Source organism: Actinophytocola sediminis, assembly GCF_054779715.1.
The window spans coordinates 231,250-257,359 of the sequence record NZ_BAAGXS010000023.1 but is presented as its reverse complement, the minus strand read 5'-3'; the positions used below and the strand labels follow the sequence as shown (position 1 = coordinate 257,359).

Annotated in this window: 25 protein-coding genes; 14 read left to right on the top strand and 11 right to left on the bottom strand. The window is 69.8% G+C overall.

Going from position 1 to position 26,110, the window contains the following annotated elements:
- The first annotated feature begins 143 nt into the window (after positions 1-143).
- The 9 genes from ACYVIP_RS16220 to ACYVIP_RS16180 all read left to right on the top strand — a co-directional run bounded on the left by ACYVIP_RS16220 (position 144) and on the right by ACYVIP_RS16180 (position 10,066).
- A complete protein-coding gene (locus ACYVIP_RS16220) occupies positions 144-1,082 on the top strand; it encodes a respiratory chain complex I subunit 1 family protein (RefSeq protein WP_460396930.1) in 939 nt (312 codons plus the stop codon).
- A gap of 106 nt (positions 1,083-1,188) precedes the next feature.
- The gene (locus tag ACYVIP_RS16215; protein WP_460396928.1) at positions 1,189-1,758 is read left to right on the top strand and encodes a hypothetical protein; all 570 of its coding nucleotides are present in this window, start codon (positions 1,189-1,191) and stop codon (positions 1,756-1,758) included.
- Positions 1,758-3,224 (top strand): proton-conducting transporter transmembrane domain-containing protein, encoded by a 1,467-nt coding sequence (locus ACYVIP_RS16210; RefSeq protein ID WP_460396926.1) that lies wholly within the window; start codon positions 1,758-1,760, stop codon positions 3,222-3,224. Before ACYVIP_RS16215 ends, ACYVIP_RS16210 begins: the two co-directional genes overlap by 1 nt.
- Positions 3,221-4,690: a hydrogenase large subunit gene (locus tag ACYVIP_RS16205; RefSeq protein ID WP_460396924.1), complete on the top strand. Its 1,470-nt coding sequence runs from the start codon at positions 3,221-3,223 to the stop codon at positions 4,688-4,690. Before ACYVIP_RS16210 ends, ACYVIP_RS16205 begins: the two co-directional genes overlap by 4 nt.
- A 162-nt stretch (positions 4,691-4,852) precedes the next feature.
- Positions 4,853-5,011, top strand: coding sequence for a hypothetical protein (locus ACYVIP_RS16200; RefSeq protein ID WP_460396921.1), 159 nt, complete (start codon positions 4,853-4,855; stop codon positions 5,009-5,011).
- 29 nt (positions 5,012-5,040) lie between these two features.
- Positions 5,041-6,069, top strand: coding sequence for a DUF3558 family protein (locus ACYVIP_RS16195; RefSeq protein WP_460396919.1), 1,029 nt, complete (start codon positions 5,041-5,043; stop codon positions 6,067-6,069).
- A 3-nt stretch (positions 6,070-6,072) separates the two neighbouring features.
- Positions 6,073-6,789 carry a Pr6Pr family membrane protein gene (locus ACYVIP_RS16190; protein ID WP_460396917.1) on the top strand — a complete coding sequence of 239 codons (717 nt, stop codon included), beginning with the start codon at positions 6,073-6,075 and terminating at the stop codon, positions 6,787-6,789.
- Positions 6,786-8,483, top strand: a complete 1,698-nt coding sequence (locus ACYVIP_RS16185; RefSeq protein WP_460396915.1) for an outer membrane protein assembly factor BamB family protein — start codon at positions 6,786-6,788, stop codon at positions 8,481-8,483. Before ACYVIP_RS16190 ends, ACYVIP_RS16185 begins: the two co-directional genes overlap by 4 nt.
- A 170-nt stretch (positions 8,484-8,653) precedes the next feature.
- A complete protein-coding gene (locus tag ACYVIP_RS16180) occupies positions 8,654-10,066 on the top strand; it encodes an outer membrane protein assembly factor BamB family protein (RefSeq protein ID WP_460396913.1) in 1,413 nt (470 codons plus the stop codon).
- A gap of 4 nt (positions 10,067-10,070) precedes the next feature.
- Here the strand turns inward: ACYVIP_RS16180 and ACYVIP_RS16175 are convergent, their stop codons facing one another.
- The 5 genes from ACYVIP_RS16175 to ACYVIP_RS16155 all read right to left on the bottom strand — a co-directional run bounded on the left by ACYVIP_RS16175 (position 10,071) and on the right by ACYVIP_RS16155 (position 15,255).
- Positions 10,071-10,790 carry an ABC transporter ATP-binding protein gene (locus tag ACYVIP_RS16175; RefSeq protein ID WP_460396911.1) on the bottom strand — a complete coding sequence of 240 codons (720 nt, stop codon included), beginning with the start codon at positions 10,788-10,790 and terminating at the stop codon, positions 10,071-10,073.
- Positions 10,791-10,873: 83 nt separating this feature from the next.
- Complete coding sequence (locus ACYVIP_RS16170) at positions 10,874-11,695, bottom strand: ABC transporter ATP-binding protein (RefSeq protein WP_460396909.1); 822 nt, start codon at positions 11,693-11,695, stop codon at positions 10,874-10,876.
- Positions 11,685-12,674, bottom strand: a complete 990-nt coding sequence (locus ACYVIP_RS16165) for a branched-chain amino acid ABC transporter permease (RefSeq protein ID WP_460396981.1) — start codon at positions 12,672-12,674, stop codon at positions 11,685-11,687. The genes ACYVIP_RS16170 and ACYVIP_RS16165 overlap by 11 nt, the downstream gene beginning before the upstream one ends.
- Before the next feature lie 2 nt (positions 12,675-12,676).
- Positions 12,677-13,996 carry a branched-chain amino acid ABC transporter permease gene (locus ACYVIP_RS16160; protein WP_460396907.1) on the bottom strand — a complete coding sequence of 440 codons (1,320 nt, stop codon included), beginning with the start codon at positions 13,994-13,996 and terminating at the stop codon, positions 12,677-12,679.
- An 11-nt stretch (positions 13,997-14,007) separates the two neighbouring features.
- Positions 14,008-15,255 carry an ABC transporter substrate-binding protein gene (locus ACYVIP_RS16155; RefSeq protein ID WP_460396905.1) on the bottom strand — a complete coding sequence of 416 codons (1,248 nt, stop codon included), beginning with the start codon at positions 15,253-15,255 and terminating at the stop codon, positions 14,008-14,010.
- 105 nt (positions 15,256-15,360) lie between these two features.
- Here ACYVIP_RS16155 and ACYVIP_RS16150 point away from each other — a divergent pair, with 105 nt between their 5' ends.
- Positions 15,361-15,924 carry an ester cyclase gene (locus ACYVIP_RS16150; protein ID WP_460396903.1) on the top strand — a complete coding sequence of 188 codons (564 nt, stop codon included), beginning with the start codon at positions 15,361-15,363 and terminating at the stop codon, positions 15,922-15,924.
- A 20-nt stretch (positions 15,925-15,944) separates the two neighbouring features.
- Here ACYVIP_RS16150 and ACYVIP_RS16145 read toward each other — a convergent pair whose 3' ends face one another.
- A complete protein-coding gene (locus ACYVIP_RS16145) occupies positions 15,945-16,922 on the bottom strand; it encodes a sporulation protein (protein WP_460396901.1) in 978 nt (325 codons plus the stop codon).
- Positions 16,923-16,983: 61 nt separating this feature from the next.
- Positions 16,984-17,907 carry a hypothetical protein gene (locus tag ACYVIP_RS16140; RefSeq protein WP_460396899.1) on the bottom strand — a complete coding sequence of 308 codons (924 nt, stop codon included), beginning with the start codon at positions 17,905-17,907 and terminating at the stop codon, positions 16,984-16,986.
- Between the two features lie 118 nt (positions 17,908-18,025).
- Here ACYVIP_RS16140 and ACYVIP_RS16135 point away from each other — a divergent pair, with 118 nt between their 5' ends.
- From ACYVIP_RS16135 to ACYVIP_RS16120, 4 genes are all read left to right on the top strand, one after another.
- Entirely contained in the window at positions 18,026-18,475 is a 450-nt protein-coding gene (locus tag ACYVIP_RS16135) for a Fur family transcriptional regulator (RefSeq protein WP_460396897.1), read from the top strand.
- Between the two features lie 64 nt (positions 18,476-18,539).
- Positions 18,540-20,744, top strand: a complete 2,205-nt coding sequence (katG, locus tag ACYVIP_RS16130) for a catalase/peroxidase HPI (RefSeq protein ID WP_460396895.1) — start codon at positions 18,540-18,542, stop codon at positions 20,742-20,744.
- A gap of 197 nt (positions 20,745-20,941) precedes the next feature.
- A complete protein-coding gene (locus ACYVIP_RS16125) occupies positions 20,942-22,054 on the top strand; it encodes a WD40/YVTN/BNR-like repeat-containing protein (protein WP_460396892.1) in 1,113 nt (370 codons plus the stop codon).
- Positions 22,055-22,206: 152 nt separating this feature from the next.
- Complete coding sequence (locus tag ACYVIP_RS16120; RefSeq protein ID WP_460396889.1) at positions 22,207-22,500, top strand: MoaD/ThiS family protein; 294 nt, start codon at positions 22,207-22,209, stop codon at positions 22,498-22,500.
- A gap of 11 nt (positions 22,501-22,511) precedes the next feature.
- On the opposite strand, the gene ACYVIP_RS16115 is transcribed toward ACYVIP_RS16120, so the two are convergent.
- From ACYVIP_RS16115 to ACYVIP_RS16100, 4 genes are all read right to left on the bottom strand, one after another.
- Entirely contained in the window at positions 22,512-23,471 is a 960-nt protein-coding gene (locus ACYVIP_RS16115) for a glycine betaine ABC transporter substrate-binding protein (RefSeq protein ID WP_460396887.1), read from the bottom strand.
- Positions 23,472-23,498: 27 nt separating this feature from the next.
- Positions 23,499-24,254, bottom strand: coding sequence for an ABC transporter permease (locus ACYVIP_RS16110; protein ID WP_460396885.1), 756 nt, complete (start codon positions 24,252-24,254; stop codon positions 23,499-23,501).
- Between the two features lie 113 nt (positions 24,255-24,367).
- A complete protein-coding gene (locus tag ACYVIP_RS16105) occupies positions 24,368-25,360 on the bottom strand; it encodes an ABC transporter ATP-binding protein (protein WP_460396883.1) in 993 nt (330 codons plus the stop codon).
- Complete coding sequence (locus tag ACYVIP_RS16100; protein ID WP_460396881.1) at positions 25,357-26,001, bottom strand: ABC transporter permease; 645 nt, start codon at positions 25,999-26,001, stop codon at positions 25,357-25,359. Before ACYVIP_RS16100 ends, ACYVIP_RS16105 begins: the two co-directional genes overlap by 4 nt.
- Positions 26,002-26,110: the final 109 nt, after the last annotated feature.

The window sequence follows — 26,110 nt, the reverse complement described above, 5'->3', positions numbered from 1 at the left end:
GCGGACTCAGGATCGAGGTCATGCCGAGGACTTGCCAACCGCACCCCAGGGGAACGTGACGCAACCCAGCCACAGGTACGCACCCAACCAGCACCCTCCCTCCCCAACGCGATCAACACCGTGAAGCGCGGGGAGGCGGAACAGTGAGCGTGGTGGTGGGGGTGGTGCAGGGGGTGGTGATCGCCGGGGGCGCGCCGGTGTTGGTGGGCGTGCTGCGGCAGGTTCGGGCCCGGTTGGAGGGACGGGCCGGGGCGGGGATCGCCCAGCCGTGGCGCGATCTGCGCAAGCTGGTCGGCAAGGAGCCGATCACCCCGCGCGGCACCACCGAGGTGTTCCGGATCGCCCCGCTGGTGTTGCTGGCCACCGTGCTGGTGGTCGCCGTGGTCGCGCCGTTCGTGACCACCGTGCCGGCCTTCGGGCCGGGCGCGGACCTGTTCGCCGTGGTGGCGTTGCTCGCGTTGGGCACCGTGGTGCTCGCCCTGGCGGGGCTGGACACCGGCACGGCGTTCGGCGGGATGGGCGCCAGCCGTGAGGTGACCATTCTCGCGCTCGTCGAGCCGACCCTGCTGGTGGCGATCTTCGCGCTGTCGGTGCGGGTCGGCGCGACCGACCTCGGCGCGATCATGTCGTCCACCATGGACGATCCGGCGCGGGTGATCTCCCCGGTGAGCCTGCTCGCCGCGGTGGCACTGGTGATCGTGATCGTCGCGGAGAACGGCAGGCTGCCGGTGGACAACCCGACGACCCACCTCGAGCTGACCATGGTGCACGAGGCGATGACCCTGGAGTACGCCGGACCGGACCTGGCGCTGGTCGAGCTGGCGTCGGCGATGCGGCTGACGGTCTTCCTCGGCCTGCTGGCGAACCTGTTCCTGCCGTGGGGCATGGCGACCGGCACCACCCCGCTCGCGCTGGCCGTCGGCGTGCTCGCGCTCGTGCTCAAGGTCGGCCTGCTCGGCGTGCTGCTCGCCGCGACCGAGGTGTTCCTCGCCAAACTGCGGCTGTTCCGGGTCCCGGAACTGCTCGCCGGCTCGTTCCTGCTGTCCCTGCTGGCCGTCACGGCCGCGTTCTTCCTGGCGTGAAAGGAGATCGGCCATCAGCACGTCGCTGTACACGCAGCTGCTCTACCTCACGGCCGGGGCGTTCCTGCTGACCGCGGTACTGATCCTGTGGCGGCGCGAGCTCGCGGTGATCGTGCGGATCCTCGCGTTGCAGGGGCTCGCGTTGGCCGCGCTGGTGGCGGTGCTGGCCGCGCACGACGGCTCGGCGGAGCTGTGGGCGGTGGCCTGTGGGATCGCCGTGCTCCGCGTCGGCGTGCTGCCCCACCTGCTGCGCCGCGCGCTCACCGGCGCCGAGGCCGCGCGCCGGGAGACCGCGCCGTCGGTGAACGTGGCGTCCTCGCTGCTGGCCGCCGCCGGGCTCACGCTGCTGGGCTACGCGGTGTCCCAGCCGCTGGTGGCACTGGCGCCGGCCCCGGCCACCCAGGCGATCCCGGTCGGGGTGACCGTGGTGCTCATCGGGTTCCTGGTACTGGTCACCCGGCGCCGCGCGCTGTCCCAGCTCGTCGGGTTCCTGGTGCTGGACAACGGCATCACCGCCGTCGGGTTCCTCACCACGGCCGGTGTCGGGCTGGTGGTCGAGGTCGGCGTCTCGCTCGACGTGCTGCTTGCCCTGCTGGTGCTGCAGATGCTCGCCACCCGGATGCGGGAGGCGTTCGGGGACACCGATCTCGACGAGCTGCGGGAGCTGCGCGACTGATGATCTGGCTGCCGATCCTGGTGCCCGCGCTCGCCGCGGCGCTCTACGCCGTGCTCGGGTGGCGGCGGGCGACCGCCTGGCTGGCCGCGGTCAGCGCGGGCGCGACGCTGGCGGTCGCGGTCGTGTTGGCCGTGGCCGTCGCGCACGGCGGGCCGCGAACCGCCTGGCTGCTACGGCTGGACGCGTTGTCGGCGTTCATGGTGGTGGTCATCGGCGCGGTGGCGTTGCTGGCCACCGTGGCGACCCCGGCGTACCTGCGCGCGGAGATCGCCGCCGGCCGGGCGAGCACGCGCACCGCGACCCGCCATTCCTTGCTGGTGCAACTGTTCCTGGCGACGATGGCGCTGGCCGTGCTGGCCGCCGATCTCGGCGTGCTGTGGGTGGCGATCGAGGCCACCACGATCGTCACCGCATTCCTGGTCGGCCAGCGGCGCACCAGGGCCAGTGTCGAGGCGGCGTGGAAGTACGTGGTGATCTGCTCGACCGGGATCGCCATCGCGCTGCTCGGCGTGATCGTGCTCAACCACGCCGCGCGACACGGCACGCGCGGTCCGGTCGGGCTTGACCTCGACCAGCTGACCGCGGCCGCCGCCGGCCTGGACCACGACGTCACCCGGATCGCGGTGGCGCTGCTGATCATCGGGCTCGGCGCCAAGGCCGGGCTGGCGCCGTTGCACGCGTGGCTGCCCGACGCGCACTCGCAGGCACCGGCCCCGGTGTCCGCGCTGATGTCCGGGGTGCTGCTCTCCGTTGCCGCGTACGCGATCCTGCGGGTCAAGGTGATCGCCGACGCCGCGCTCGGCCCCGGGTTCGCCAGGACCGTCCTGGTCGTGATGGCGCTGGCGTCGTTGCTGGTCGCCGCGTCGCTGCTGATCGGTCAGCGCGACTACAAGCGGATGCTCGCCTACTCCAGTATCGAGCACCTCGGCCTGGTCGCGCTCGCCTCGGCCATCGGCAGCCGGCTCGCGGTGGCCGCCGCGTTGCTGCACGTACTCGGACACGGCCTCACCAAGGGCGCGCTGTTCGTCGGCGCCGGGCGGATGTCGCAGGTCACCGGTACCAGCACGGTGGCGGGCGTGCGCGGGCTCGCGGCGGCGCACCCGGCGCTGGCCGGCGGTGTCGGGCTCGGCGTGCTCGCGCTGATCGGACTGCCGCCGTTCAGCCTGTTCGCCAGCGAACTTGGCATCCTGCGGGCCGGCTTCGGCGACGGCCTCGGCTGGGTCACCGCCGTCGCGGTCGCGCTCGTGGTGGTGATCGCCGCCGCCTTGGTTGTCCACAGTGGACGAATGCTGCTCGGTGAGCCACCTGACGGGCCGGGGGCGGCCGGCGCGCCGCGCCGGCTCCCGGCACCGACGGCGGTCGCGGTGTTCGGTGGGCTCGGCGCGTGCGCCGTGCTCGGGGTCACCGCCGGACCGCTCGGCTCACTGCTCGGCCTGGCCGCGGACGTCGTGGCAGGTGGGCGATGAGGGTCACGCTCAGTCCGGCCGAGTTGACCGCCTACGCGGAGTCGTTGCTGGGCGGCGGTTTCCGGCTCGCGCTGGTCGCCGGGCACGACGACCGGGACCTCGGGCGCGCGGGGCCGCGGGTGGTGTACCTGTTCACCGCCGCCGACCGGGACCGCCGCGTCGAACTGCACGTCCCGCTCGACCCCGCGCGCCCGCACGTGCCCAGCCTGGCCGGGATCTCCTTCGCCGCCGGCCGGTTCGAGCGCGAGCTGCACGACCTGTTCGGCATCGTCCCCGACGACCATCCGCTGCCGCGCAGGCTCGTGCGGCACTTCCACTGGCCGCGCGGCTGGCACCCGATGCTCACCGACGCTGGCGATCCGCCGGAGTTCGGCGACACCGACGGCCCGTACCCGTTCCGCGCCGTGGAGGGTCCCGGTGTCTACGAGATCCCGGTCGGTCCGGTACACGCCGGCATGATCGGTCCTGGACACTTCCGGTTCTCCGTGGTCGGCGAGACGATCCTCAACCTCAGGGCACGGCTCTGGTTCGTCCACAGAGGAGTGGAGAAGCTGTTCGCCGGCCGCGCGCCCGACGGTGGCGTGGAGCTGGCGGAGCGGGTCAGCGGCGACACGTCCGTCGGTCACTCGCTGGCCTACTGCCTGGCGGTGGAGCAGGCGGCCGGGATCCCGGTCTCCGCCCAGGCGCAGCGGATGCGCGCGATCCTGCTGGAGCTGGAACGGCTGTACAACCACGTCGCCGACCTCGGCGCGCTGTGCAACGACGTCGGCCACGGCATCCTCAACGTCCACGCCGGACGGATTCGCGAGGACCTGCTGCGGATCAACGACCAGGTCACTGGCAGCCGGCTGCTGCGCGGTGTGGTCCGCCCCGGCGCCACCGCCGTGCGCACGCTGCCCGACCAGCGGCGCCTGACCGCGATCGGCGCGGACGTCGCCGAACTGGCGCGGCTCGCGCTCGAGCACACCGTGGTCCGCGACCGGTTCGCCGGCACCGCGGTGCTCACCCGTGAGCAGGCGGCCGATCTGGGCACCCTCGGCTACGTCGCCCGCGCCAGCGGCCTCACCGTCGACGCCCGCCACGACCACCCGTTCCTGCCCGACGACCGCACCCGCACCCGGCACACGCACACCGACGGCGACGTGCTGTCCCGGTTCGTGGTGCGGGTCGAGGAGATCGCCGCCGCCATCGCCAGGATCGCGGCGCTCGCCGACACCACCGACACGTCCACGGACCCCGCGGTCGCGCCGACCGGCAGGGGGATCGGCATCGTGGAGGGGTGGCGCGGCACGATCGTGCACCGGGTGGAGACCACTGAGGACGGCGTCCTGACCAGGGTCAAGATCGTCGACCCCAGCTTCTTCAACTGGCCGGCCCTGCCGGTGGCGCTGGCGGACACGATCGTCCCGGACTTCCCGCTCACCAACAAGAGCTTCAACCTGTCCTACGCTGGGAATGATCTCTAGTCGCCGGACTGTCGGGTGTTCACCGGACACCGGCGCGACCTCGGCGTCCTTAGGGTCACTGGCATCCCCGAAGTACCTGCGATGGCGCACGGCCTTCACCGCCGGCCCGCGCGTGATTCTCGGGCGTCCAACGGGTGTCCAATGAAACCAAGGAGAACTGTGATGAGTGCACGGATCGAGTGGGTTCGCCGGCTCGTCGTCGCGATGGGCGCGGTGGCGGCGCTGGCGACGGTCGCCGGTTGTGGTGACGACGAGCCGCCAACGCCCGCCGACCCCACGTTCGAGCCGACGCTGAAGATGACGGCGACCGAGGCTCCCTGAGTCCAGCAGCCGAGTCGGAGGGGGCACACATGATTCGTCGGCTGGTCGCCGTGGTGGGAGTCGCGGCGATGTTGACGGTGGCGGGGTGCGGTGGCGACGTCTCCGGCACCCCGGTCGCGGGGGGACAGGACGGCGGTGCCAGCGAGCGTCCGGAGGGGACCGGCGACGAACCGGGGTTCGACGAGTGTGCCGTGCTCGAGCCGGCGGAGGTCGCCGAGTTCGTCGGCACCGAGAACATGTACGTCACCTCGGCGGACGTGATGGACCTGCTGGACGGCTCCACGTCGGCGACCTGCCAGTACTTCCCCAAGGACGTGCCCGGCATGCTCGGCATGAAACTGTCCTATGTGGCGGGAGCCGATCCGGACGAGTTCTTCGTGCCGTTCGAGAAGAACTTCGACAACGTGTTGCCGCTCGAGATCGGTGACCGGGGCGCGGCGGTCGGGTACTCGGCCGACGGCACGTCGAACCACTTCTACGAGGTCCGGGCGATCAAGGGCACCGTGGGGCTGCACCTGTTCTACGCGTTCAGCGAGGGCCCGGGGGGAGACATGCCCGACGTCGAGAACGGTGCCGACAAGTGGGGCGCGATGTTCACCACCGCGTTCGACCGGCTGCCCGCCGAGCTGTCCATTTCGGACGGGGAGCCGACGGGTGCCTGCGCGGAGATCGATCTCGACCAGATGACCGAGGTGCTCGGCGCCGAACTGAGGACCGCCAGGACGACCGAGGGGGACGATGGCGCGCTCGACTGCACCTTCGGCGGCGGTTCGGGCGTGGTGTCGATCACGGTGCTGACCGACAAGGAGATGGTTCCCGGGCAGTCGGTGAAGCCGGCGGACATCACCAACGACGACATCGGCGATGGTGCGAAGGTGGGGATCACCGAGCCCAATCCGGGGGAGCAGGGTCGGTTGTCCGCGCGGGCCAACGTCGGCGACGCGCTGGTGGCGATCAACGCGCCCTATGGGGACAGTGTGCGTGGCGTCACCGAGCCCCGGCCAGAGGACATCGAGCTGGTTCGGGCGATCGTCGGCGCGGTCACCGGGCAGGATTAGCGAATGACCGCCTACGGACCCATGCCGGGCCAGTACCCGTACCAGTACCCACCACAGCAGTATCCGCCCCAGCCGCCACCGCCGGTGAACCCGGCGGTGCTGGTCGGGGTCAGCCTGTGGCGGCTGGTCATCATCGGCAGCGCGCTGTACGGGTTCAGCGAGGCCACCGGCTGGACGGAGAACCTGGACGCGCTCAGCCAGCAGGCCAGCCTGTTCACCGGGGTCGTCTACATCGGACTGCTGCTCTACCCGGCGTTCACCGGCGGCCGGCGGCACGAGCCGGTGTCGCCCTGGTTGCGCGGTGCGACAACGGTTCTGCTGTTGCTGGTGTCCGGTGCGTTCTTCGGTCTGCTCGGCGGTGGCTTCGACGACCAGCCGTTCGAGCACGCGGTCACCCCGCTGCTGGTGCTGCTCGACTGGCTGTTCGTCGGTCGCAACCAGGTCGCGGCCAAGTGGTGGCATCCGTTGACCTGGCTCGGGTTCCCGTTGGCGTACTTCGTGTACTTCCTCGGCGCCGAGGTCTACCAGTACCTCTACCCGTTCCTCGACCCGGACAACGAGGAGTTTCCGCTCGTCGTCGGCGGGTTGATCGTCGCGTTGATCGTCGTCGGCTACCTGCTGGTGGGGGTGGCCAAGCTCAGGGGTGTCGTTGGGCGTCCGGACCAGCCGGGGGCCCATCAGCAGCCGAACGCCTACTCAGCTCCAGGATGGATGAGATGAACGGACCCGTGCCAGGCAACCGACCGCCGGCACCTGGGCAGCCGGGTTTCCCCCAGCACCAGGCCCAGCAACCGGGCCAGCACTGGCAGGGCATGCCACCGGGTCAGCCGGGACAGCCGTGGCAGCAGGGGATGCCGCCGGGCCAGCCGGGGAATCCCCATGGCCAGCAAGGAATGCCGCCGGGGCCGCAGGGGGCGCCATGGCAGTCCGGCATGCCACCGGGTCAGCCGAACACGCCATCGCCCCGACGCTCCAAGCGGCCGGCGATCGTCATCGCCGTCGTGGTGGCGCTCGTGATCGGCGCGGGCGGGTTCTGGTTCCTGACCCGCGACGGTGGCGGTTCCGGCGGGTCGAACACCGCCGGGGGCAAGGAGTACGACGCGGCAGTCGAGTCGGTCGGCGTGGGGGAGCCGGCCTGGACCGTGCCCCAGGGCGAGTCACCAAAGGCGATCGGCGTCGAGGCCTACTGGATCACCGACAAGCATCTGGTGCGCCGGCTGCCCGGCCGGGTCACCGCCTACGACCTCAAGTCCGGTGAGGAGGCGTGGACGTTCGACCTGCCCGGCCCGGACAAGGACTACTGCCGATCCTCCCAGGTACCGGCCGACAACAAGGTGGCCCTGCTCACCAGTACCGACGTGGCCTCGTCCAACGAGTGCGGCACGCTCACCGTGCTCGACCTCGGCACCGGTGAGCCGGTGGCCACCGCGGAACTGACCGGCGGTGAACGCGACCCGGTTCCCGGCAACGGCGACATGCCGGTGATCTTCGGGCAGAAGTTGCTGATCGGCGGCGACGCGCCGCGCGTGCTCGACCCCGACACCGGTCAGCCGGCGTCGGTGCCGGGCAGCTACTCCGCCTGCGCCGCACAGTCCTTCGGGGTCTTCGGCGAGTTGCTGATCGCCCAGACGGAATGTGACACCGGGGACGGCGACGAGGTCATGCGCCTGCGGGCGTTCGACGCGAACTTCGGCCTGGTGTGGGAGTGGGAGAATCCCATGAACGAGAAGCGGGAGAAGTATCTGCCGGTGCTCGGCGTGCTGTCGCCCGACCCGCTCGTGGTCGAGCTTGGCTATGTCGGCGAACCGTCGCAGTTGTTACGGGTGGACCTGGCGACCGGCGAGGCGATGCCGTTCGGTGACTACGATGCCTCCACCGCGGAACCCAAGTTCCTGAAGGCCTGCGGCGACTACTCGCTGCAAAGCTGCTACACCAGCAAGGTCGTCGACAACAAGCTGGTCATCAGCACGACCCCGGTGCAGGTCAACCCGGACGACCCGGAGGCGGCGTCCGGCCAGCAGGCCACCGAGATGCGCAACGAGCTGGTGGCCTTCGACCTGGAGACCGGTGAGGAGAAGTGGCGCACCGGGCTGGTCGCCGGCCGCGCGCTGGCCCTGATGGTCTCCGAACCGGACACCCTGGTGGCCCTCCAGCCGGAGACCCCCAACGATGCCAAGGCAATGGTGGTCAAGATCGACCCCGGCACCGGTGAGGTCACGCCGCTGATGCCACTCGGGCCCAAGACGCACGATGACGACAGCCTCAACGAGCACATCAGGTCCCTCAGCTTCAATGTGGACAGATACCGGGCGGAGTACCTGGACGGCATGTACCTCGTCTTCTCGATCACGCACCGGACCGATTCCCAGGGCGATGTGGACATCGCGGCGTTCAGGATCGACGGCGGCTCGTGACCTCGTGGGATGTTCCACCGCACCAGACCCAACGACCGGGCCAACCCTGGCAGGGCATGCCGCCGGGCCAGCCGGGGCATCCCTACGGGCAGCCAGGAATGCCACCGGGGCAGCCGAACATGCCGCGGCCCTCACGAGGCGCCAAGCGACCGGCCATCATCATCGCCGTCGTGGCTGCGCTCGTGCTCGGCGCGGGCGGGTTCTGGTATCTGACCAGGGACGGCGACGGCTCCGGCGGGTCGAACACCGCGGCGGCCAAGGACTACGACGCGGCGGTGGAGAAGGTCGGGGTGGGGGAGCCGGCCTGGACCGTGACGCAGGGTGCGGCGCCGGAAGCGATCGTCGTCGACGCGTACTGGATCACCGACCAGCATCTGGTTCGCAGGTTGCCCGGCCGAGTGGTCGCTTACGATCTGAAGTCCGGCGACGAGGCGTGGACGTTCGAGCTACCCGGATCGGACAAGGTCCACTGTCCATCGTCCCAGACGCCGGCGGACAACAAGGTGGCCCTGCTCACCAGCACCGATCCGGCCAAGTCCAACGTGTGCGGCGCGGTCACCGTGCTCGATCTCGGCACCGGCGAACAGGTGTCCACCACCGAACTGTTGGCTGACCAACCCCGCCTGGTACCGAGCAACGGCGACACGCCGGTGATCTTCGGGCAGCGGTTGCTGATCGGCGGCGAGGCGTCGCACGTGCTCGACCCCGACACCGGTGAGCCGGCGTCAGTGCCGGGTAGCTACTCCGCTTGTGTCCCACAGTCTTTCGGGGTCTTCGGCGAGCTGTTGATCGCCCAGACGGACTGTGAGACCGAGGACGGGGACGAGGTCATGCGGCTGCGGGCGTTCGACGCGAACTTCGGTCTCGTGTGGGAGTGGGAGAACCCCATGGACGAGAACAAGAAGGACCAGCTACCGGTGCTCGGCGTGCTGTCGGTCGAGCCCCTTGTGGTCGACGTCGGCCATTCCGGCCATCAGAGCCAACTGGTCCGGGTCGACGTGCGGACCGGTAAGACGACGCGATTCAGCGAATACGATGCCGGCTCGGTCAGATCCAAGGACCTGAGAGCCTGCAACGACACCTCGCTACAGAGCTGCCACACCAGCAAGGTCGTCGACAACAAGCTGGTCATCAGCACGACCCCGGCGCAGATCAACCCGGGCACTCCGGAAGCCGCGCCCGGCCAGCAGGCCACCGAGTACCGCAACGAACTGGTGGCCTTCGACCTGGAGTCCGGGGAGGAGTCGTGGCGCACCGGGAAGGTTGACGGCCGGGCGTTGGCGCTGATGGTCTCGGCGCCGGACACCCTGGTGGCCCTCCAACCGGCGAACCCCAACGGTGTCAAGGCCATGGTGGTCCAGATCGATCCGGGCGCCGGCGACGTCACGCCGGTGATGCCGCTTGGGCCAAGGACACATGGGAACGACGACCTGATCGACCACATCAGGTCCCGGAGCTTCGACAATGGCAACTACCGGGCGCTGTACCTGGACGGCAGGTACCTGGTGTTCTCGACCACACACCGAGCCGAGTCCCAGGGCGATGTGGACATCGCGGCGTTCACCTTGGACGGTGGATCGTGACGGCTCACGCCTCGGCGAGGTCACCGAGGTAGAGCCGGACCACCTGCGGGTCGTGCACGAGTTCGTCGCCGGTCCCGGTGTAGGCGTCCCGTCCCTGGTCGAGCACGTACGCCCGGTCGCAGATCTGGAGGCAGCGCCGGGCGTTCTGCTCCACCATCAGCACGCACACCCCCGAGCGCTTGATCCGGTGGATCCGCAGGAACGTCTCGTCCTGGCGGATCGGCGACAGCCCGGCCGACGGCTCGTCCAGCAGCAGCACCGACGGTTCGGTCATCAACGCCCTGGCCATCGCCACCAGCTGGCGCTCACCGCCGGACAGCGAGCCGGCCTTGCGCCCGCGCAGGCCGGCGATCTCCGGGAACAGCGCCAGGATCGCCTCGACCCGGCGTGGGTACTGCTTGGGCCGCAGGTAGAGCCCCATCTGCAGGTTCTCCTCCACGGTCATCGGCGCGAACACGTTGGCGTTCTGCGGGACGTACCCGACGCCGCGCGCAACGAGCTCGTTGGCCCGCATGCCGGTGATGTCCTCCCCTGCGAGGCGGACCGTGCCGGAGTGGACGGTCACCAGCCCGAGCACGGCCTTGAGCAGAGTGGACTTGCCGGCGCCGTTGGGCCCGATGATGCCGACCAGCTCGTCCTGTCCGGCCGTGACCGAACAGCCGTCCAGAATGGGCAGTCCCGGCACGTATCCCGCGACCAGCTCGGAGATCGCCAACGCCGGCACCGACGCCCGCTCGCAAGTGCAGCGAAGGGTCCCTTCGCTGCACTGGGCGCAGGGAAGGGACCCTTCGCTGCGGGTGGACTCGGTCATGGGGTGGGCTCTTCGGCGATCTCGCGGGCGATGATCTCGCGTAGGTCGGTGTCGTGGTGGGCGCCGAGGTAGGCGTCGACGACCGCGGGCTCGCGCAGCACCGACTCGGCCGCGCCCTCGGTGATCACCTCGCCCTGTGCCATCACCACCACCCAGTCGGCGACGGACTTGACCAGGTGCAGGTCGTGCTCGACGAACAGCACGGTCCGGCCGTCGTCCTTCAGCTCGCGGATGTGCGCGAGCAGCGACTGCGCCAGCGCCGGGTTCACCCCCGCCATCGGCTCGTCCAGCAGTACCATGGTCGGCTCGTTCATCAGCGCTCTGGCCATCTCCAACAGTTTCCGCTGTCCGCCGGACAGACTTGCCGCGTAGTCGCCTGCCTTGTCCGCCAGCGAGAACCGGGCGAGCAGCGCTCGCGCCCGGTCCACATCGGAGCGCCGGCTGTCCTTCCACAGCGCGGGAACCAGCGCCCTGCGCAGTTTCTCCCCTGGCTGGTCGCGCGCGCCGACGAGCATGTTCTCCAGCACGGTCAACCGGCCGAGCACTCTGGTCAGCTGGAAGGTACGCACCATGCCGAGCCGGGCGATCCGGTGCGGCGCCATCCCGGACAGGTCGGTGCCGTCGAACGACCACCGCCCGGCGTCGGCCCGGTCGAACCCGGTGAGCACGTTGAACAGCGTCGTCTTGCCGGCGCCGTTGGGCCCGATCAGCGCGGTGATCGCGCCCCGCCTGACCTCCAGCCGGGCGACGTCGACCGCCCGCACGCCACCGAAACCGCGGGTGACCCCCTCGACCACCAGGATCGGCTCACTTGTCATCGAAGGCCAGCTCCTTCCGGTCGCCGAGTATCCCTTGTGGACGGAACACGATCAGCACCACGAGCACGACGCCGACCAGCGTGAACCGCAGCTGGCTGGCGTCGGTGAACCCGCCGAGCCACCCGCTGCGCTCGCCGAGTTGGATCAGCTGGTCGGATGCCTGGAGCAGCACCCAGAACACGATCGCGCCGAGTACCGGCCCGAGAATGGTCGCCGCGCCACCCAACAGCAGCACGGTGAACAGGTTGAACGTCAGCCGGGAGTTGAAGTCGCCCGGCGCGACCGTCGCGGGCAGCACGAGCATGATCCCGGCGAGCGCGCCGATCACCCCGCCGATGATCAGCGACTGGGTCTTGTAGAGCCGCACGTTCTTGCCGAGACTGCGCAACGCGTACTCGTCCTCGCGAATCCCCTTGACCACCAGGCCCCACGGGCTGCGCATCAGCGCCCACACCACGAGCGCGACCACCGCCACCACGATCCAGGTCAGGATCGCCGCCCACAGCTGGGTCGCGGTGAACACCCACGGGCCAAGCTCCACCCGCCCGTCGCTGAACGGGTTGGCGTCCTTGAAGGCCTGCGAGTAGCTGTTGCCCATCGCCTCGTTGTTGTTGATGCCCTGCGCGCCACCGGTCAGCCCGGCCAGCACCGACGAGTTCACCGTGAACCGGATGATCTCGGCCGCGGCGATCGTCACGATGGCCAGGTAGTCCGCGCGCAGCCGCAGTGTCGGGATGCCGATCAGCAACGCGAACAACACCGCGAGCGCGACCGCGACCACCAGCGCGAGCACCACCGGCAGCTTGAGCACCGCGACCGAGATGGCGAACCCGTAGGCCCCGATGGCCAGGAAGCCGGCGTGCCCGAAGTTCAACAGCCCGGTGAACCCGAAGTGCAGGTTCAGCCCGATCGCCGCGAGCGCGTACGCGGCGGTCACCGGGGACAGGATCTGTTGCAGCGAGGTGAGCAGGATGTCCATCGTCACCCGATCCGTTCCGCGCGGCCGAAGATCCCCTGCGGCCGGACCAGCAGGACCACGATGAGCACCAGCAGCGCACCGACGTACTTCATGTCCGCCGGCAGCCAGGTCACCAGCACCTCGGTGAAGACCCCGACGACCATGGCGCCGACCAGCGCGCCGAAGGCCGTGCCGAGCCCACCGAGGATCATCGCGGCGAACATCAGCAGCAGCGACTTGAACCCCATGTCGTAGGAGACGTCGTTGAGCAGCGCCAACAACACCCCCGCCAGCGCGCTCAACCCGCCGGCGACGATCCACACGACCCGGATCACCCGGTCGACGTCGATGCCGCTCGCGGCGGCCAGCGTCAGGTTCGCCGACACCGCGCGGGTCGCCTTGCCGAGGTGGGAGTACTTGATCCAGCAGCCGACCGCGACCAGCACGACCAGACTGATCGCCATGCTGTAGTAGGCGCTGACCGGCAGCACCACCGAACCGAGACGCACCGACGGGATGCTCTCCGGGGTCACCCGTCTCGTGCCGCTGCCGAACAACGCGAAGTACAGGTACCGCACGGCCAGCCCGACCCCGATGCTGGCGATCATCACCGGCACCAGGCCCACTCCCCGGCGGCGCAGCGGCTGCCACAACCCGGTGTGCTGCAGCCAGCCGAACGCCGCGCCGGCGACCACCGCGATCGCCCCGGCGACCACCAACGGCAACCCGATCACCACGCAGCACAGGAAGGCGACCAATGCGCCGAAGGTGACGTTCTCGCCGTGCGCGAAGTTCGTCAGCCGGGTCGTGCCGTGGATCAGCGACAGGCCGATGGTGGCGATCGCCAGCAACAGCCCCAGGTTCACCCCGGAGACGAGCCGCTGGAGGAACAGCGGCAGGTTGAACTCCGCGCCGGCCGGCTCCCGTTCGGCCGGCGCGGCGGGCACCACACCGCCGTTGGCCCGCTCGGTCAGGCTGACCAGCACCCGTTGGGTGTTGAGCGTGTGGGCCGCGCCGACCTCCTTGGCCACCGCGTAGCGCTCGCCGCCGGCGAAGCTCGCCGGGATGGCGGCGGTGTCGAAGACCAGCGTGTACCGGCCCTTGTCCGGTACCGGCACGGCGTTGCCGGTGCCCTGCTGGTTGGTGGTGGTCCGGCCGAGCTCCGCCGTGCCGTCCAGGACGGTCACCACGACCCCGGCGACCCCGGTGCCCGTGCCGTCCACGACGCGGGGGATGAACCCGTAGTCGTCCTGCGCGGCCGCCTGACCGGCGAGCACCGGGCCGAACAGTAACCAGAGCACCGACACCGCCAGCAGGGCCAGCCGGTTCCCCTGTCGTCGCACGGAAGAACCCGTCACTGCTTGAGCTGGTAGGTCCCGTCCGCGGTGTAGACGTAGGGGATGTAGTTCGTCTCGGTCTCGTCGTTCTGCTCGTCGAAGGCGATGCCGCCGGTCAGGCCGTCGTAGTCGATGGTCTTGCCAGCCTCCAACAGTTTCTTGCAGTCGGCGAAGCCGGTGCACGTCTCGCCGTCGCCGCTGCCGCCGGAGATCTCCCGCATCTTCTCGGCGATCGTCGCGCCGTCGGCGGAGTTGGCCGCGACCGCGCCGAGTGCGGCGATGATCGTCGCGTCGTAGGTGGAGGCGGCGTAGGCGAACGCGGTCAGCCTGGGGTTGGCCTGCTTGGCGCGGGCCTCGAACTCGGCCTGGGTGTCGGGTTCCGCGCCCGGCTGGAAGGCCTGGATGCCATCGAGGTAGGCGGGATTGCTCAGGCTGGACTGGTAGTCGCCGATGGTGGAGCTGGAGAAGTAGACGTCCTTGGACGGGAACTTGTGGGTGCCGACGAGCTGCTCGACCATCGCTCCGGTGTAGACGGCGTAGGACAGGAACAGCACCGCGTCCGGTTTGGCCGCGACGACCGCGTTCACCTGCGAGGTGAAGTCGGTGTCGGCGACGTTGAACGGTTGGCTGGTCGCGACCGTGACCCCGGCCGCCTCCAGGTTGTCCTCCATGGACACCTTGAACGCCTCGCCCCAGGTGTCGTTCTGCCAGATGACGCCGACCGAGGTCTTGCCGTCGGCCACCAGCAGATCGGCCAGCTGCGCGGACTCCAGCGCGTCGGTCGGCGCGGTGCGGAAGTAGAGCGGGCTGATCCCGGTGAGCTCGGAGGAGGTGTTCGAACCGGACACCATCAGCGCGCCCGCCTGCGTGATCGGCTCCACCACGGCGGCGGCCATCCCGGACCCGTAGGTGCCGATCACCGTGTCCGCGCCCCAGCTGATCAGCGACTGCGCGCCGGACAACGCGGTGTCGTTGTCCGAAGTGGAGTCCTGTTGGCGGTACTCGACGTCCTTGCCGAACACGCCGCCGGCGGTGTTGATGTCGTCGATGGCCAACTTGGCCGCGGTGACCAGCGGCGCGGCCGCGGAGGCCTGGTCGCCGGTCTCGGCGAGCAGCGACCCGATCCGTAATGCCTCCGCCGGCGGCTCGGCGCCACCACCGGACTCGGGACTGTTCTCGGAATCGCTGCCACAGGCGGTGAGCAGCAACGCGGTGGCCACCACGGCGGCGAGCTTCCGCGCGGCCGCACCAGATGCCTGACTCATGGCGATCACTCCTCACTCAGTGCCCGAGGTGCGGCTGACAGTAACCGCATCGGCCGACGACAACGGGTCACCGTTACGGACCCGATACCGTGCCATGATCTGTCCATGAGCATGTCCAGGTTCGCGATGCCGACCGAGGAGGTGCTGCGCGCGCGGGAGAAGCTGGTGCTCGACCACTTCCGCGACGAGGTGCGCCAGGACTGGGACGCGACGCTGTCGACGTTCCCCCACCCGCACTACGAGCTGATCGCGCAGCTGACCGTGCACGACGGCGACTCCGAGGTGCGCGCCTACTACCACGACACCCGGGTCGCCTTCCCCGACCAGACCCACGAGCTGATCTCGTTGCGGCACAGCCAGGACGCGGTCATCGTGGAGTTCTGGCTGATGGGCACCCATCTGGGCCCGCTCGGCCGGATCCCGCCGACCGGTTCGCGCCACCGCACCAGGATGACCGCGTACTTCATCTTCGACGAGGACGAGCGCCTGGTCACCGAGCGGGTCTACTTCGACCAGCTCTCCATCCTCAAGCAACTCGTCGCCGGGCTGGACAAGAAGAACCCGCGCGATCTGGTCACGCTGGGCAGGGCGGTCCTCGGCCTGCTCGCGATGGCGGGCGAGGAGCCCGACGAGCGTCTGCTCCGGACCACCCCGCCCGACCTCGACTGACGTCGGCCGACTGACCGGCGCTACTCCTCGCCGCCCTCGTCGCCGCCGTCCTCACCGTCGAACAGGCCGCCGTCCATCATGTCGCCGATGATCATGCCGCCGACCAGGCCGGCCGCGACGCCGCCGACCATGCCGCCCACCCCGGACCCCCGGTGCCCACCATGATGCCCACCGTGGTGTCCGCCGTGGCCCTTGTAGCCGTGCTGGCCCTGGCCGCCGAACATCGGCGCGCGCTGGGCGGTCTGGTCGAGCCATTCCCCGATCATCGAGGTCCAGTCCGCGCGCTCGGCCTCCTCGTGCGACAGCTGGAAGCGGCCGAACGCGTCCGCCCCCTGACGCAGCAGCCCACCCCGCTTGTCCGCCTCCAGCACGACCACCAGGTCGTGGGAGTTGGCCACGAAGGTCAGCTCCAGCTGGTTGAGCCGCCCGGCGAACTGCGGCGGCGGGAAGAACTCGATCTCCTGGTAGAAACCGAGCTCCTGGGCGACACCGGAGATCCGGCCCACCTCGACGTCGGCGGACCGGAAGGTGGCGCCGAGCTCCCCGAACGCCTCGAGCACCCGGTTCTGCGACGGCAGCGGCACCACCGCGACCGGGTCGAGGTCACCCTTGTCCGGCGCGCCCTTGATCACCAGTTCGGTGCGCACGCCGACGGTCATCCCGGGCAGCGCGACATCGCCGACCGCGGTCACCGGCGTCTCCCAGGGCAGCGCCAGCTGGAAGGGGATGTCCAGCGACTGGTTGGCCGCGACCCGGACATCGCGCCCGGCCACCAGCCGGTGGAACTCCCCGATCCCGCTCGCCTCACCGCCAGGGCGCTCCACCTCGACCCGGGTCACCAGCGAAAGCACCACCTGATCGATGACGACGTCGGCAGAGCCGCCCTGGATGCTGACACGGCCCCGCAGCAACTCACCGGCACACGCGGTCGACGAGTCGAGCACGGTGTCCACCGATGGACCTCCGACTCCGAAGGCGGACAACATTCGCTTGAACAACGGACATCCCTTCCCTAACTACGCGAAACTCCGATTGTGGAAATCGTAGCCAGGTCGTCGGTCAGTTGTAGGGCATGGTCGGGAACCAGCCGACGCCGAACAGCGACGGCACCCGCAGATCCCAGTAGACGACGGTGAACACCCCGAGTGCGAGCAGCATGGTTCCGCTGATCAGGCTGGTGCGCCGGGCATTTCCGCCGAGCCAGCGCAGGAACCGGCCCCTGGTGCCCAGGATCAGCAGCGCGAACAACACCGACACCAGCAGGATGTTGCCGATCGACTGCAGGGTGAACGTCGCGGCCCCGTACAGCGGGTTTCCCGATTCCGACGCCGAGCGGAACAACATGACGAACATCGGGTAGGGCCGGCCGATCAGGAATGCGCCGACCAGACAGCCGAGGGCCACCACCCGTGCCGTCGGCCGGTTCGCGAAGATGTCCCGGACCACCCCGAGCGCGGCCAACCCGAGGTACACCATGGCGAGCCCGACGACGCCGAACACGACCGACGACTGGATCAGCCGCACCGGCACCGTGCCGACCGTCTCGGTGGACAGCTGGGGGAGCCGGTCGCCGAGCAGCACCCCGAAGAACCCGTACAGCGCCGAGACCGCGACCATGCCGGCGGTGAACGCGCCGAGCGGGCGCAGCAGCGCGCGCAGCGTGCCCGCGCGCTGGTGCTGGCCGGCCTGGCTCATCGGCCCGATCGACGCGGCCATCGCGATGTTGCACGCGGTGAAGGTGCCGGCGAACCCGGAGACCAGGGCGAACACCAACCCCGCCCCGGTGCCGGCGATCGGGGTGGACTTCGCCTCGTGACCGAGCAGGGTGTCGGCCACGTTGTCGCCGATCACGCTGTCGACGAACTCGAAGGACCACAGCACGGCCAGCAGGATCCCGGCGGCCACACTGAACAGCACGGCCAGTCCGGTACGGGTTCGTCGCGCCTCTTCGTTCGGCGTCTGTTCGGTCGTTGTGTCAACCACCTGGACTCCAGCCCTCGAGTGGACACTGATCGTTCGATCATCGGACAGTGAGACCACGCTCACAATCAGCCGTCATGCGCAATCCACCCGGTCTGCCAGACTTGATTGATTCCAGAAAATGCTGCACACTGCCGGCGTGCCCACCATTTCGGACTTCGAGCGCATGCTGCGCGGGGCGGCGATGCGCGTCACGCGTCCCCGGCTGGCTGTGCTGTCCGCGGTGCACGACCACCCGCACGCCGACACCGACTCGATCATCGGAGTGGTGCGCGGGGATCTCGGCACGGTGTCCCACCAGGCCGTCTACGACGTGCTACGCGCGTTGACCGACGCGGGCCTGCTCCGGCGCATCGAGCCGCCGGGGTCGGTGGCCCGCTACGAGGCGCGGGTCGGGGACAACCACCACCACGTCGTGTGCCGGTCATGCGGTGCCATCGCCGACGTCGACTGCGCCGTCGGTCACGCACCCTGCCTGGCCGCGTCCGACGACCACGGCTTCATGATCGACGAAGCCGAGGTCGTCTACCGGGGCCTGTGCCCCGGCTGCTACACCAACGCAGTTCGTTGAACACATATCGACCACATCCGGAAGGAAACCTGTGGCTGACACAGCTGACGCAGTTGTTGGAGAGATGAATGAGGAAGGCGCGGGCGGGTGCCCCGTCTCGGCCGGACGCTTCAACCACCCGACCGAGGGTGGCGACAATCGTGGCTGGTGGCCGAACCAGCTGAACCTGCGGATTCTGCGGAAGCATCCCGCCGTGGCCAATCCCATGGGGGAGGAGTTCGACTACGCGGCGGCGTTCCAGACCGTCGACCTCGACGCGCTGGCCAGGGACGTCGACGCGGTGCTGACCACCTCACAGGACTGGTGGCCCGCCGACTTCGGCCACTACGGGCCGTTCATCATCCGCATGGCCTGGCACAGCGCCGGCACCTACCGCATCCACGACGGCCGGGGTGGCGCAGGCGCCGGCATGCAGCGCTTCGCGCCGCTGAACAGCTGGCCGGACAACGCCAACCTGGACAAGGCACGCAGGCTGCTCTGGCCGGTGAAGAAGAAGTACGGGCGCACGGTCTCCTGGGCCGACCTGATGATCTTCGCCGGCAACCGCGCGCTGGAGACCATGGGCTTTCCCACCTTCGGCTTCGCCGGTGGCCGGGCCGATGTCTGGGAGCCGGACGAGGACGTCTACTGGGGCCCGGAGCGCACCTGGCTCGGCGACGAGCGCTACACCGGTGACCGTGAGCTGGAAAGCCCGCTGGCCGCCGTGCAGATGGGCCTGATCTACGTCAACCCGGAGGGCCCCAACGGCAACCCGGACCCGCTGGCCTCGGCACGCGACATCCGCGAGACGTTCCGCCGGATGGCGATGAACGACGAGGAGACCGTCGCGCTGATCGCCGGCGGGCACTCCTTCGGCAAGACTCACGGTGCCGCCGACCCGGAGCGCTACGTCGGCGCCGAGCCGGAGGGCGCGCCCGTCGAGGAGCAGGGCCTTGGCTGGCGCAACAGCTTCAACACCGGCAAGGGTGGCGACACGATCACCAGCGGGCTCGAGGGCATCTGGACCCACACCCCGGTGACCTGGGACAACAGCTTCTTCGAGACGCTGTTCGGCTACGAGTGGGAGTTGGACCGCAGTCCTGCGGGCGCCAACCAGTGGAAGCCGAAGGACGGTGCCGGGGCGGGAACGGTGCCGGACGCGCACGACTCGGCGAAGACCCACCAGCCGACGATGCTGACCACCGACCTCGCGCTGCGGGTCGACCCGATCTACGAGCCGATCTCCCGGAGGTTCCTGGAGAACCCGGAGCTGTTCGCGGACGCGTTCGCCCGCGCGTGGTTCAAGCTGACCCACCGCGACCTGGGTCCGGTGCAGCGCTACCTCGGCCCGCTGGTGCCGCAGGAGACGCTGATCTGGCAGGACCCGGTGCCCGCCGCCGACCACGAGCTGGTCGACGCGGCCGACATCACCGCGCTCAAGGCCAAGCTGCTCGACGCCGGTCTTTCGGTGTCCCAGCTGGTGTCCGCCGCGTGGGCGTCGGCATCGACCTTCCGCGGCAGCGACAAGCGCGGCGGGGCGAACGGCGCGCGGATCCGACTGCAGCCGCAGCGGGAGTGGGAGATCAACGAGCCGGCGGAGCTGGCCACGGTGCTGGGCGCCCTTGAGGGCGTTCAGGAGTCGTTCAACAGCGCGCAGACCGGCGGGAAGCGGATCTCGCTCGCCGACCTGATCGTGCTCGGTGGGGTCGCCGCGGTCGAGCAGGCCGCCAAGGCCGCCGGTCACGAGGTCGAGGTGGCCTTCACCCCCGGCCGCACCGACGCGTCCCAGGACCAGACCGATGTCGAGTCCTTCGCCGCGCTGGAGCCGATCGCGGACGGGTTCCGCAACTACCGGGGCAAGGGTGGCAACGGGCTGCCGGCGGAGTACCTGCTGGTCGACCGGGCCAACCTGCTGAACCTGAGCGCGCCGGAGATGACGGTGCTCGTGGGTGGCCTGCGGGTGCTCGGCGCGAACTACCAGCAGTCCGCGCTGGGGGTGCTCACCGAGACCCCCGGGTCCCTGACCAACGACTTCTTCGTCAACCTGCTCGACGACGGCATCGAGTGGACCTCGACGTCCGAGGAGGCGCAGACCTACGAGGCGCGCGACCGCGCCAGCGGCGCGACCAGGTGGACCGGCAGCCGCGTCGACCTGGTCTTCGGCTCGAACTCCGAGCTGCGGGCACTGGCCGAGGTCTACGCGAGTGACGACGCCAGGCAGAAGTTCGTGCGGGACTTCGTGTCCGCCTGGGTCAAGGTGATGGACGCCGACCGGTACGACCTCGGCTGAGACAGGCACTGAGGACGGTGAACGTCCGGGTCGGCTCCTCGCCGGCCCGGACGTTCGTCGTTGCTGGAGGTGTTCGCGGATCGCGGAGTGGGTAGACCCCTGGTCGAGTACGACATCTCCGCGTCGGAGCTGTCGCGTTCCGGTCTTGTCGGTGGCCGGTGTCACACTGGCCGCGAATCGTCGAGAAGGAGGTCGTGATGACCGGAGTGCGTGTACTGGTCGGCACCCGCAAGGGCGCCTTCGTGCTGACCGCGGACGGCGTGCGGACGGACTGGGAGGTGAGCGGGCCACACTTCGGCGGGTGGGAGATCTACCATGTCGCGGGGTCGCCCGCCGATCCCGACCGGCTGTACGCCGCCCAGGCCACACCCTGGTTCGGCCAGCTCATCCAGCGCTCCGACGACGGCGGCCGAACCTGGCGCCCGGTCGGCAAGGACTTCACCTACGACGGCGACCCGGGCACCCACCAGTACTACGACGGCTCACCGGTGCCGTGGGAGTTCACCAGGGTGTGGCACCTCGAGCCGTCGCTGTCGGACCCGGACCTGGTGTACGCGGGCATCGAGGACGCCGGCCTGTTCCGCACCAACGACGGCGGGGAGAGCTGGCAGGAGCTGCCCGGCCTGCGGGAGCACAGCACGGGGAACACCTGGCAGCCCGGCGCGGGCGGGCTGTGCCTGCACACGATCATGCAGCACCCGACCAACCCCGAGCGGCTGTACACCGCGATCTCGGCGGCGGGCGCGTTCCGCACCGACGACGGCGCCAAGACGTGGAAGGCGATCAACCGCGGCCTGGTCTCCGATGGCATCCCCGACCCGGACGCCGAGGTCGGACACTGCGTGCACCGGCTGGCCATGCATCCCCAGCGGCCGGACACGCTGTTCATGCAGAAACACTGGGACGTGCTGCGCTCGGACGACGCGGGGGACAACTGGCGGGAGATCAGCGGCAACCTGCCGAGCGACTTCGGCTTCCCGATCGCGGTGCACGCCAACGAGCCGGACACGGTGTACGTCGTGCCGATCACCAGCGACTCCGAGCACTACCCGCCGGAGGGCAAACTGCGCGTCTACCGCTCCCGCACCGGCGGCGACGACTGGGAGCCGCTGACCACCGGCCTGCCACAGGAACACTGCTACGTCAACGTCCTGCGCGACGCGATGGCCATCGACTCCCTCGACGGCTGCGGGGTCTACTTCGGCACCACCGGCGGCCAGGTCTACCTCTCCCCAAACGGCGGCGACACCTGGTCACCCATCGTCAACCACCTCCCCGCCGTCCTCTCCGTAGAGGTGCAAACCCTGTGACCCCACCCCAACCGCCGACCAACCCCGGCCAAAGGCGTGGCTCCCAACCGCACCCAAGGGGAACGGAACGCAACCCAGCCACCGACACGCACAGAACCGGCGGGTACCAACCCAACGCAACGGAAACTTTCAAATCCGGGGAGGCGGCTCAGGTGCGGGTGAGGTTGCCGGCGCACCTGCGGAAGTTGGCGGGGGTCGACGGGGAGGTGGCCGTCGAGGTCGCGGGGGAGGCCACGACCGCGGCGCTGCTCGACGCGTTGGAGGCGCGGTATCCGGTGCTGCGCGGCACCATCCGCGACGCGACCACCGGCAGGCGCCGCGCCTTCGTCCGCTACTTCGCCTGCGAGCAGGACCTGTCCCACGACGAACCGAGCACCCCGCTGCCGGCCAGGGTGGCCGAAGGCGCCGAGCCGTTCCTCGTGGTCGGCGCCATGGCGGGCGGCTGACCCGCCGCGGGTCAGCCGATGAACTTCTTGTCCTTGAGCCAGGTCTCGGCCACGTCCACCGGCTGCTCACCGTCGATGTCGACCTGCGTGCTGAGCTTCTGGATGGTGGCCAGGTCCAGCGCGTCGGCGATGGGCTTGAGGATCTTGCCGAGGTCGGGGTTGTCGTCGGCGACGGGCTTGCGCACGGTCGGCGCCGGGTTGTAGACGGGGAAGAACGCCTTGTCGTCCTCGAGCACGGTCAGCTTGAGCGCCTGGATCCGGCCGTCGGTGGTCACGCCCTCGGCGAAGTTGCACGGGCTGCCCTTGGACGCGTTGTCATACAGCGTGCCCTCGGCGACGGTGGCCAGCTTGTCGGCCGGCAGGCTGAAGCCGTAGGTCTGCTGCAGCCCCGGCCAGCCGTCGTTGCGGGCGAGGAACTCGGTGGCCGCGCACATGGTCGCCGCGTCCGGCTTGGACTTCACCAGCGCGGCGTAGTCCGAGATGGTCTTGACGCTGTTCTCCTCGGCCACGTCGGTCTTCGCGACGATGGTGTACGTGCTGTTGTACGGCGCGGGGTCCAGCCAGACCACGTCGTTCTTCAGGTCCTCGTCGGCGACGGCCTGGAACTGCTCGTCCGCGTCGGGGATGGGGTCGGTCTGCTTGAGGAAGCTGATCCACGCGGTGCCGGTGTACTCCCAGTACAGGTCGATGCTGCCGGAGGTCAGCGCCGCCCGGGTGGTGTCGCTGCCCACCAGGCCGCAGCTGTCCTCGGCTTCGGCGCCCACCGAGCGCAGCGCCTGGATGGTGATCTCACACAGGATCAGCTGCTCGGTGAACTCCTTGCCACCGACGGTGAACTTCTTGCCGTCGAGCGAGGCGATGTCGGCCAGCCCGCCGGCGGCGACGTCGGTCGGCGGCTCGGCGATGGAGCAGCCGGAGACCGCCGCCCCCGCGACGAGCATCGCGGTCAGGATTCGGGAGAGCGTCCGCATGGAGATTCCTTCCAGGAGGGGTCGAGGTCAGATGCCGCGCGGGCGCAGCGCCGTCTCGGCGAGGCCGGCGAGCCAGTCGACGGTGAGGGCCAGTACCGCGGTGAGCACGCTGCCGGTGATCAGGATCGGCAGCCGGTTCAGCGTGACCCCGGTCGCGATCAGGGTGCCGAGGCCGCCCGCGTTGGTGAACGTGGCCAGCGTCGCGCTGCTCACGTTGAGGATCAGCGCGATCCGGACGCCGGCCAGGATCACCGGCACCGCGAGCGGCAGCTCCACCCGCAGCAGGACCGTGGTGCGGCTCAGCCCCATGCCGCGGGCGGCGTCGATCAGCGATTTGTCCACAGTGGACAGACCGATCATGGTGTTGCGCAGCACCGGCAGCACCGCGAGCAGCACCAGCGCCAGTACCGCCTTGTCGAAGCCGATGCCGACGGTGACCGCGAGCAGCACCAGGATGCCGATCGACGGGATGGCCTGGCCGATGTTGGCCAGGCCGAGCAGCGGCGGGGTGATGAACCGCAGCCCGCGCCGGGTGAGCAGCACCCCGAGCGGCACCGCGATCACGATGACCAGCACGCTGGACACGGCCACCAGCTCGATGTGCTCCCACAGGTGGGTCAGGATCGTGGTCCGGTTGATCGAGCGCTGCTCGATGTCGTCGAGCTCCCGCCCACTCAGGTACCAGAACAACGCACCGAGCGCGGCGAGCAGCACCAGCGGGGTGACCAGCACCCCGGCCACCGAGATCCGTTTCGGCAGCTGTGCCGCCTCCCCGCGCTTCACGGTGTTGGTTGCGTTGGGGAGGGAGGGTGCTGGTTGGGTGGGTACTTGTGGCTGGTTTGCGTCACGTTCCCCTGGGGTGCGGTCGGGGAGCGGTTGGGGTGGCGGGAGGTGTGTCATGACGACGGGGCCTCCGGCCGCGCGCCCGGTGGCGTGCGCAGGACGGTGGCCCAGTCGAGTTCGCCGAGCACCCGGCCGTCGTCGCGTACCTGGGCGACCACGGCGTGCGCGTGCAGCATCGCGTCCAGCGCGTCGAGCAGGCTCTGGTCGGCGCGCACGGTCGCCCGCCCCGGCGTGCCGGAGTCCGGGGCCAGTGGCAGCTCGCTGACCAGCCGCAGGCTCAGCCCGCGCACCGCGGCACCGGAGCCGACGAACGAGGCGACGAACTCGTCGGCCGGTTCGGCCAGGATCCTGGCCGGGGTGTCGAACTGGGCCAGCCGCCCGCCCTCGGCGAAGATCGCGATCCGGTCGCCGAGCTTGACCGCCTCGGTGATGTCGTGGGTGACGATCACCACCGTCTTGCGGATGTTCGCCTGCAGCGCGACGAACTCCTCGTGCAGCCGGTCGCGGGTGATCGGGTCGATGGCGCCGAACGGCTCGTCCATCAGCAGCACCGGCGGGTCGGCGGCCAGCGCGCGGGCCACGCCGACCCGCTGCTGCTGGCCGCCGGAGAGCTGCTTGGGGTAGCGCCGCCGGAACGTGTCGATGTCCAGGCCGACCAGCGTGAGCAGCTCGTCGACCCGCTCGGCGATCCGCTTCTTCGGCCAGCCGAGCGCGCGCGGCACCATGCCGATGTTCGCCGCGACGGTCATGTGCGGGAACAGGCCGATCTGCTGGATGACGTACCCGATGTGGCGGCGCAGCTCGTCGGCGTCGACCGTGCTGACGTCCTTGCCGTCGACCAGGATGCGCCCGCTCGTCGGCTCGATCAGGCGGTTGACCAGGCGCATCGTGGTCGTCTTGCCGCAGCCGGACGGGCCGACCAGCATGACCGTCTCGCCGGCGGCGATGTCCAGCGACAGCTCCTCGAGCGCGTAGGTCGGCGCGCCGGGATACCGCTTGCTCACGTTGTCCAACCGGATCATCGGCTCGGTCATCGGCTCGGTCATCGCAAACCCCGGGACGTCGTCATGCGCACCAACCCAATGAAGAGAAGATCGAGGACAAGAGCAAGGACCGCGACACCGAGCACGCCGGCCAGGGTGTCGTTGAGCGCGTTCGCGCCGCCGATCCTGGCCAGCCCGTCGAAGATCAGCTGGCCGAGGCCGGGGCCGGCCACCGCGGCGGCGATCGCGGCGATCCCGACGTTCATGATCGTCGCCAGCCGGATGCCGGTGAGGATGACCGGCCAGGCCAGCGGCAGCCGGACCACCACCAGTCGACGCGTTGAGGACAGGCCCATGCCCTTGGCGGCGTCGAGCACCTCGGGCGGCACCGCCTCCAGCCCGGTGATCGTGTTGCGCACGATCGGGAAGATCGCGTAGAGCACCAACGCGATGATCGCCGGTGTCGCACCGAGCCCGAACACCGGGATGAGCAGGCCGAACAGCGCGAACGACGGGATGGTCAGCATGGTGCCGGTGATCGCGAGCACCGGCCTGCTCGCGGCCGGATGGCCGGCGACCAGCGCGCCGAGTGCGATGGCGATCACCGCCGCGATGCCGACCGCGATCAGCACCACCTGCATGTGCCCGATCGCCAGCAGGACGATGTCCTCCCAGCGTCTGGCGAGATAGTCGCCAAAGCTCATAGGCCCCCTCCCGCTGTGCGTGCCCGGACCCACACCCTAGTGATCTAGGGCGACCCGGCGGTAACGAAGGGGCTGCGATGGGGTCGTGTCCGGTCCATGTCCATTCCTG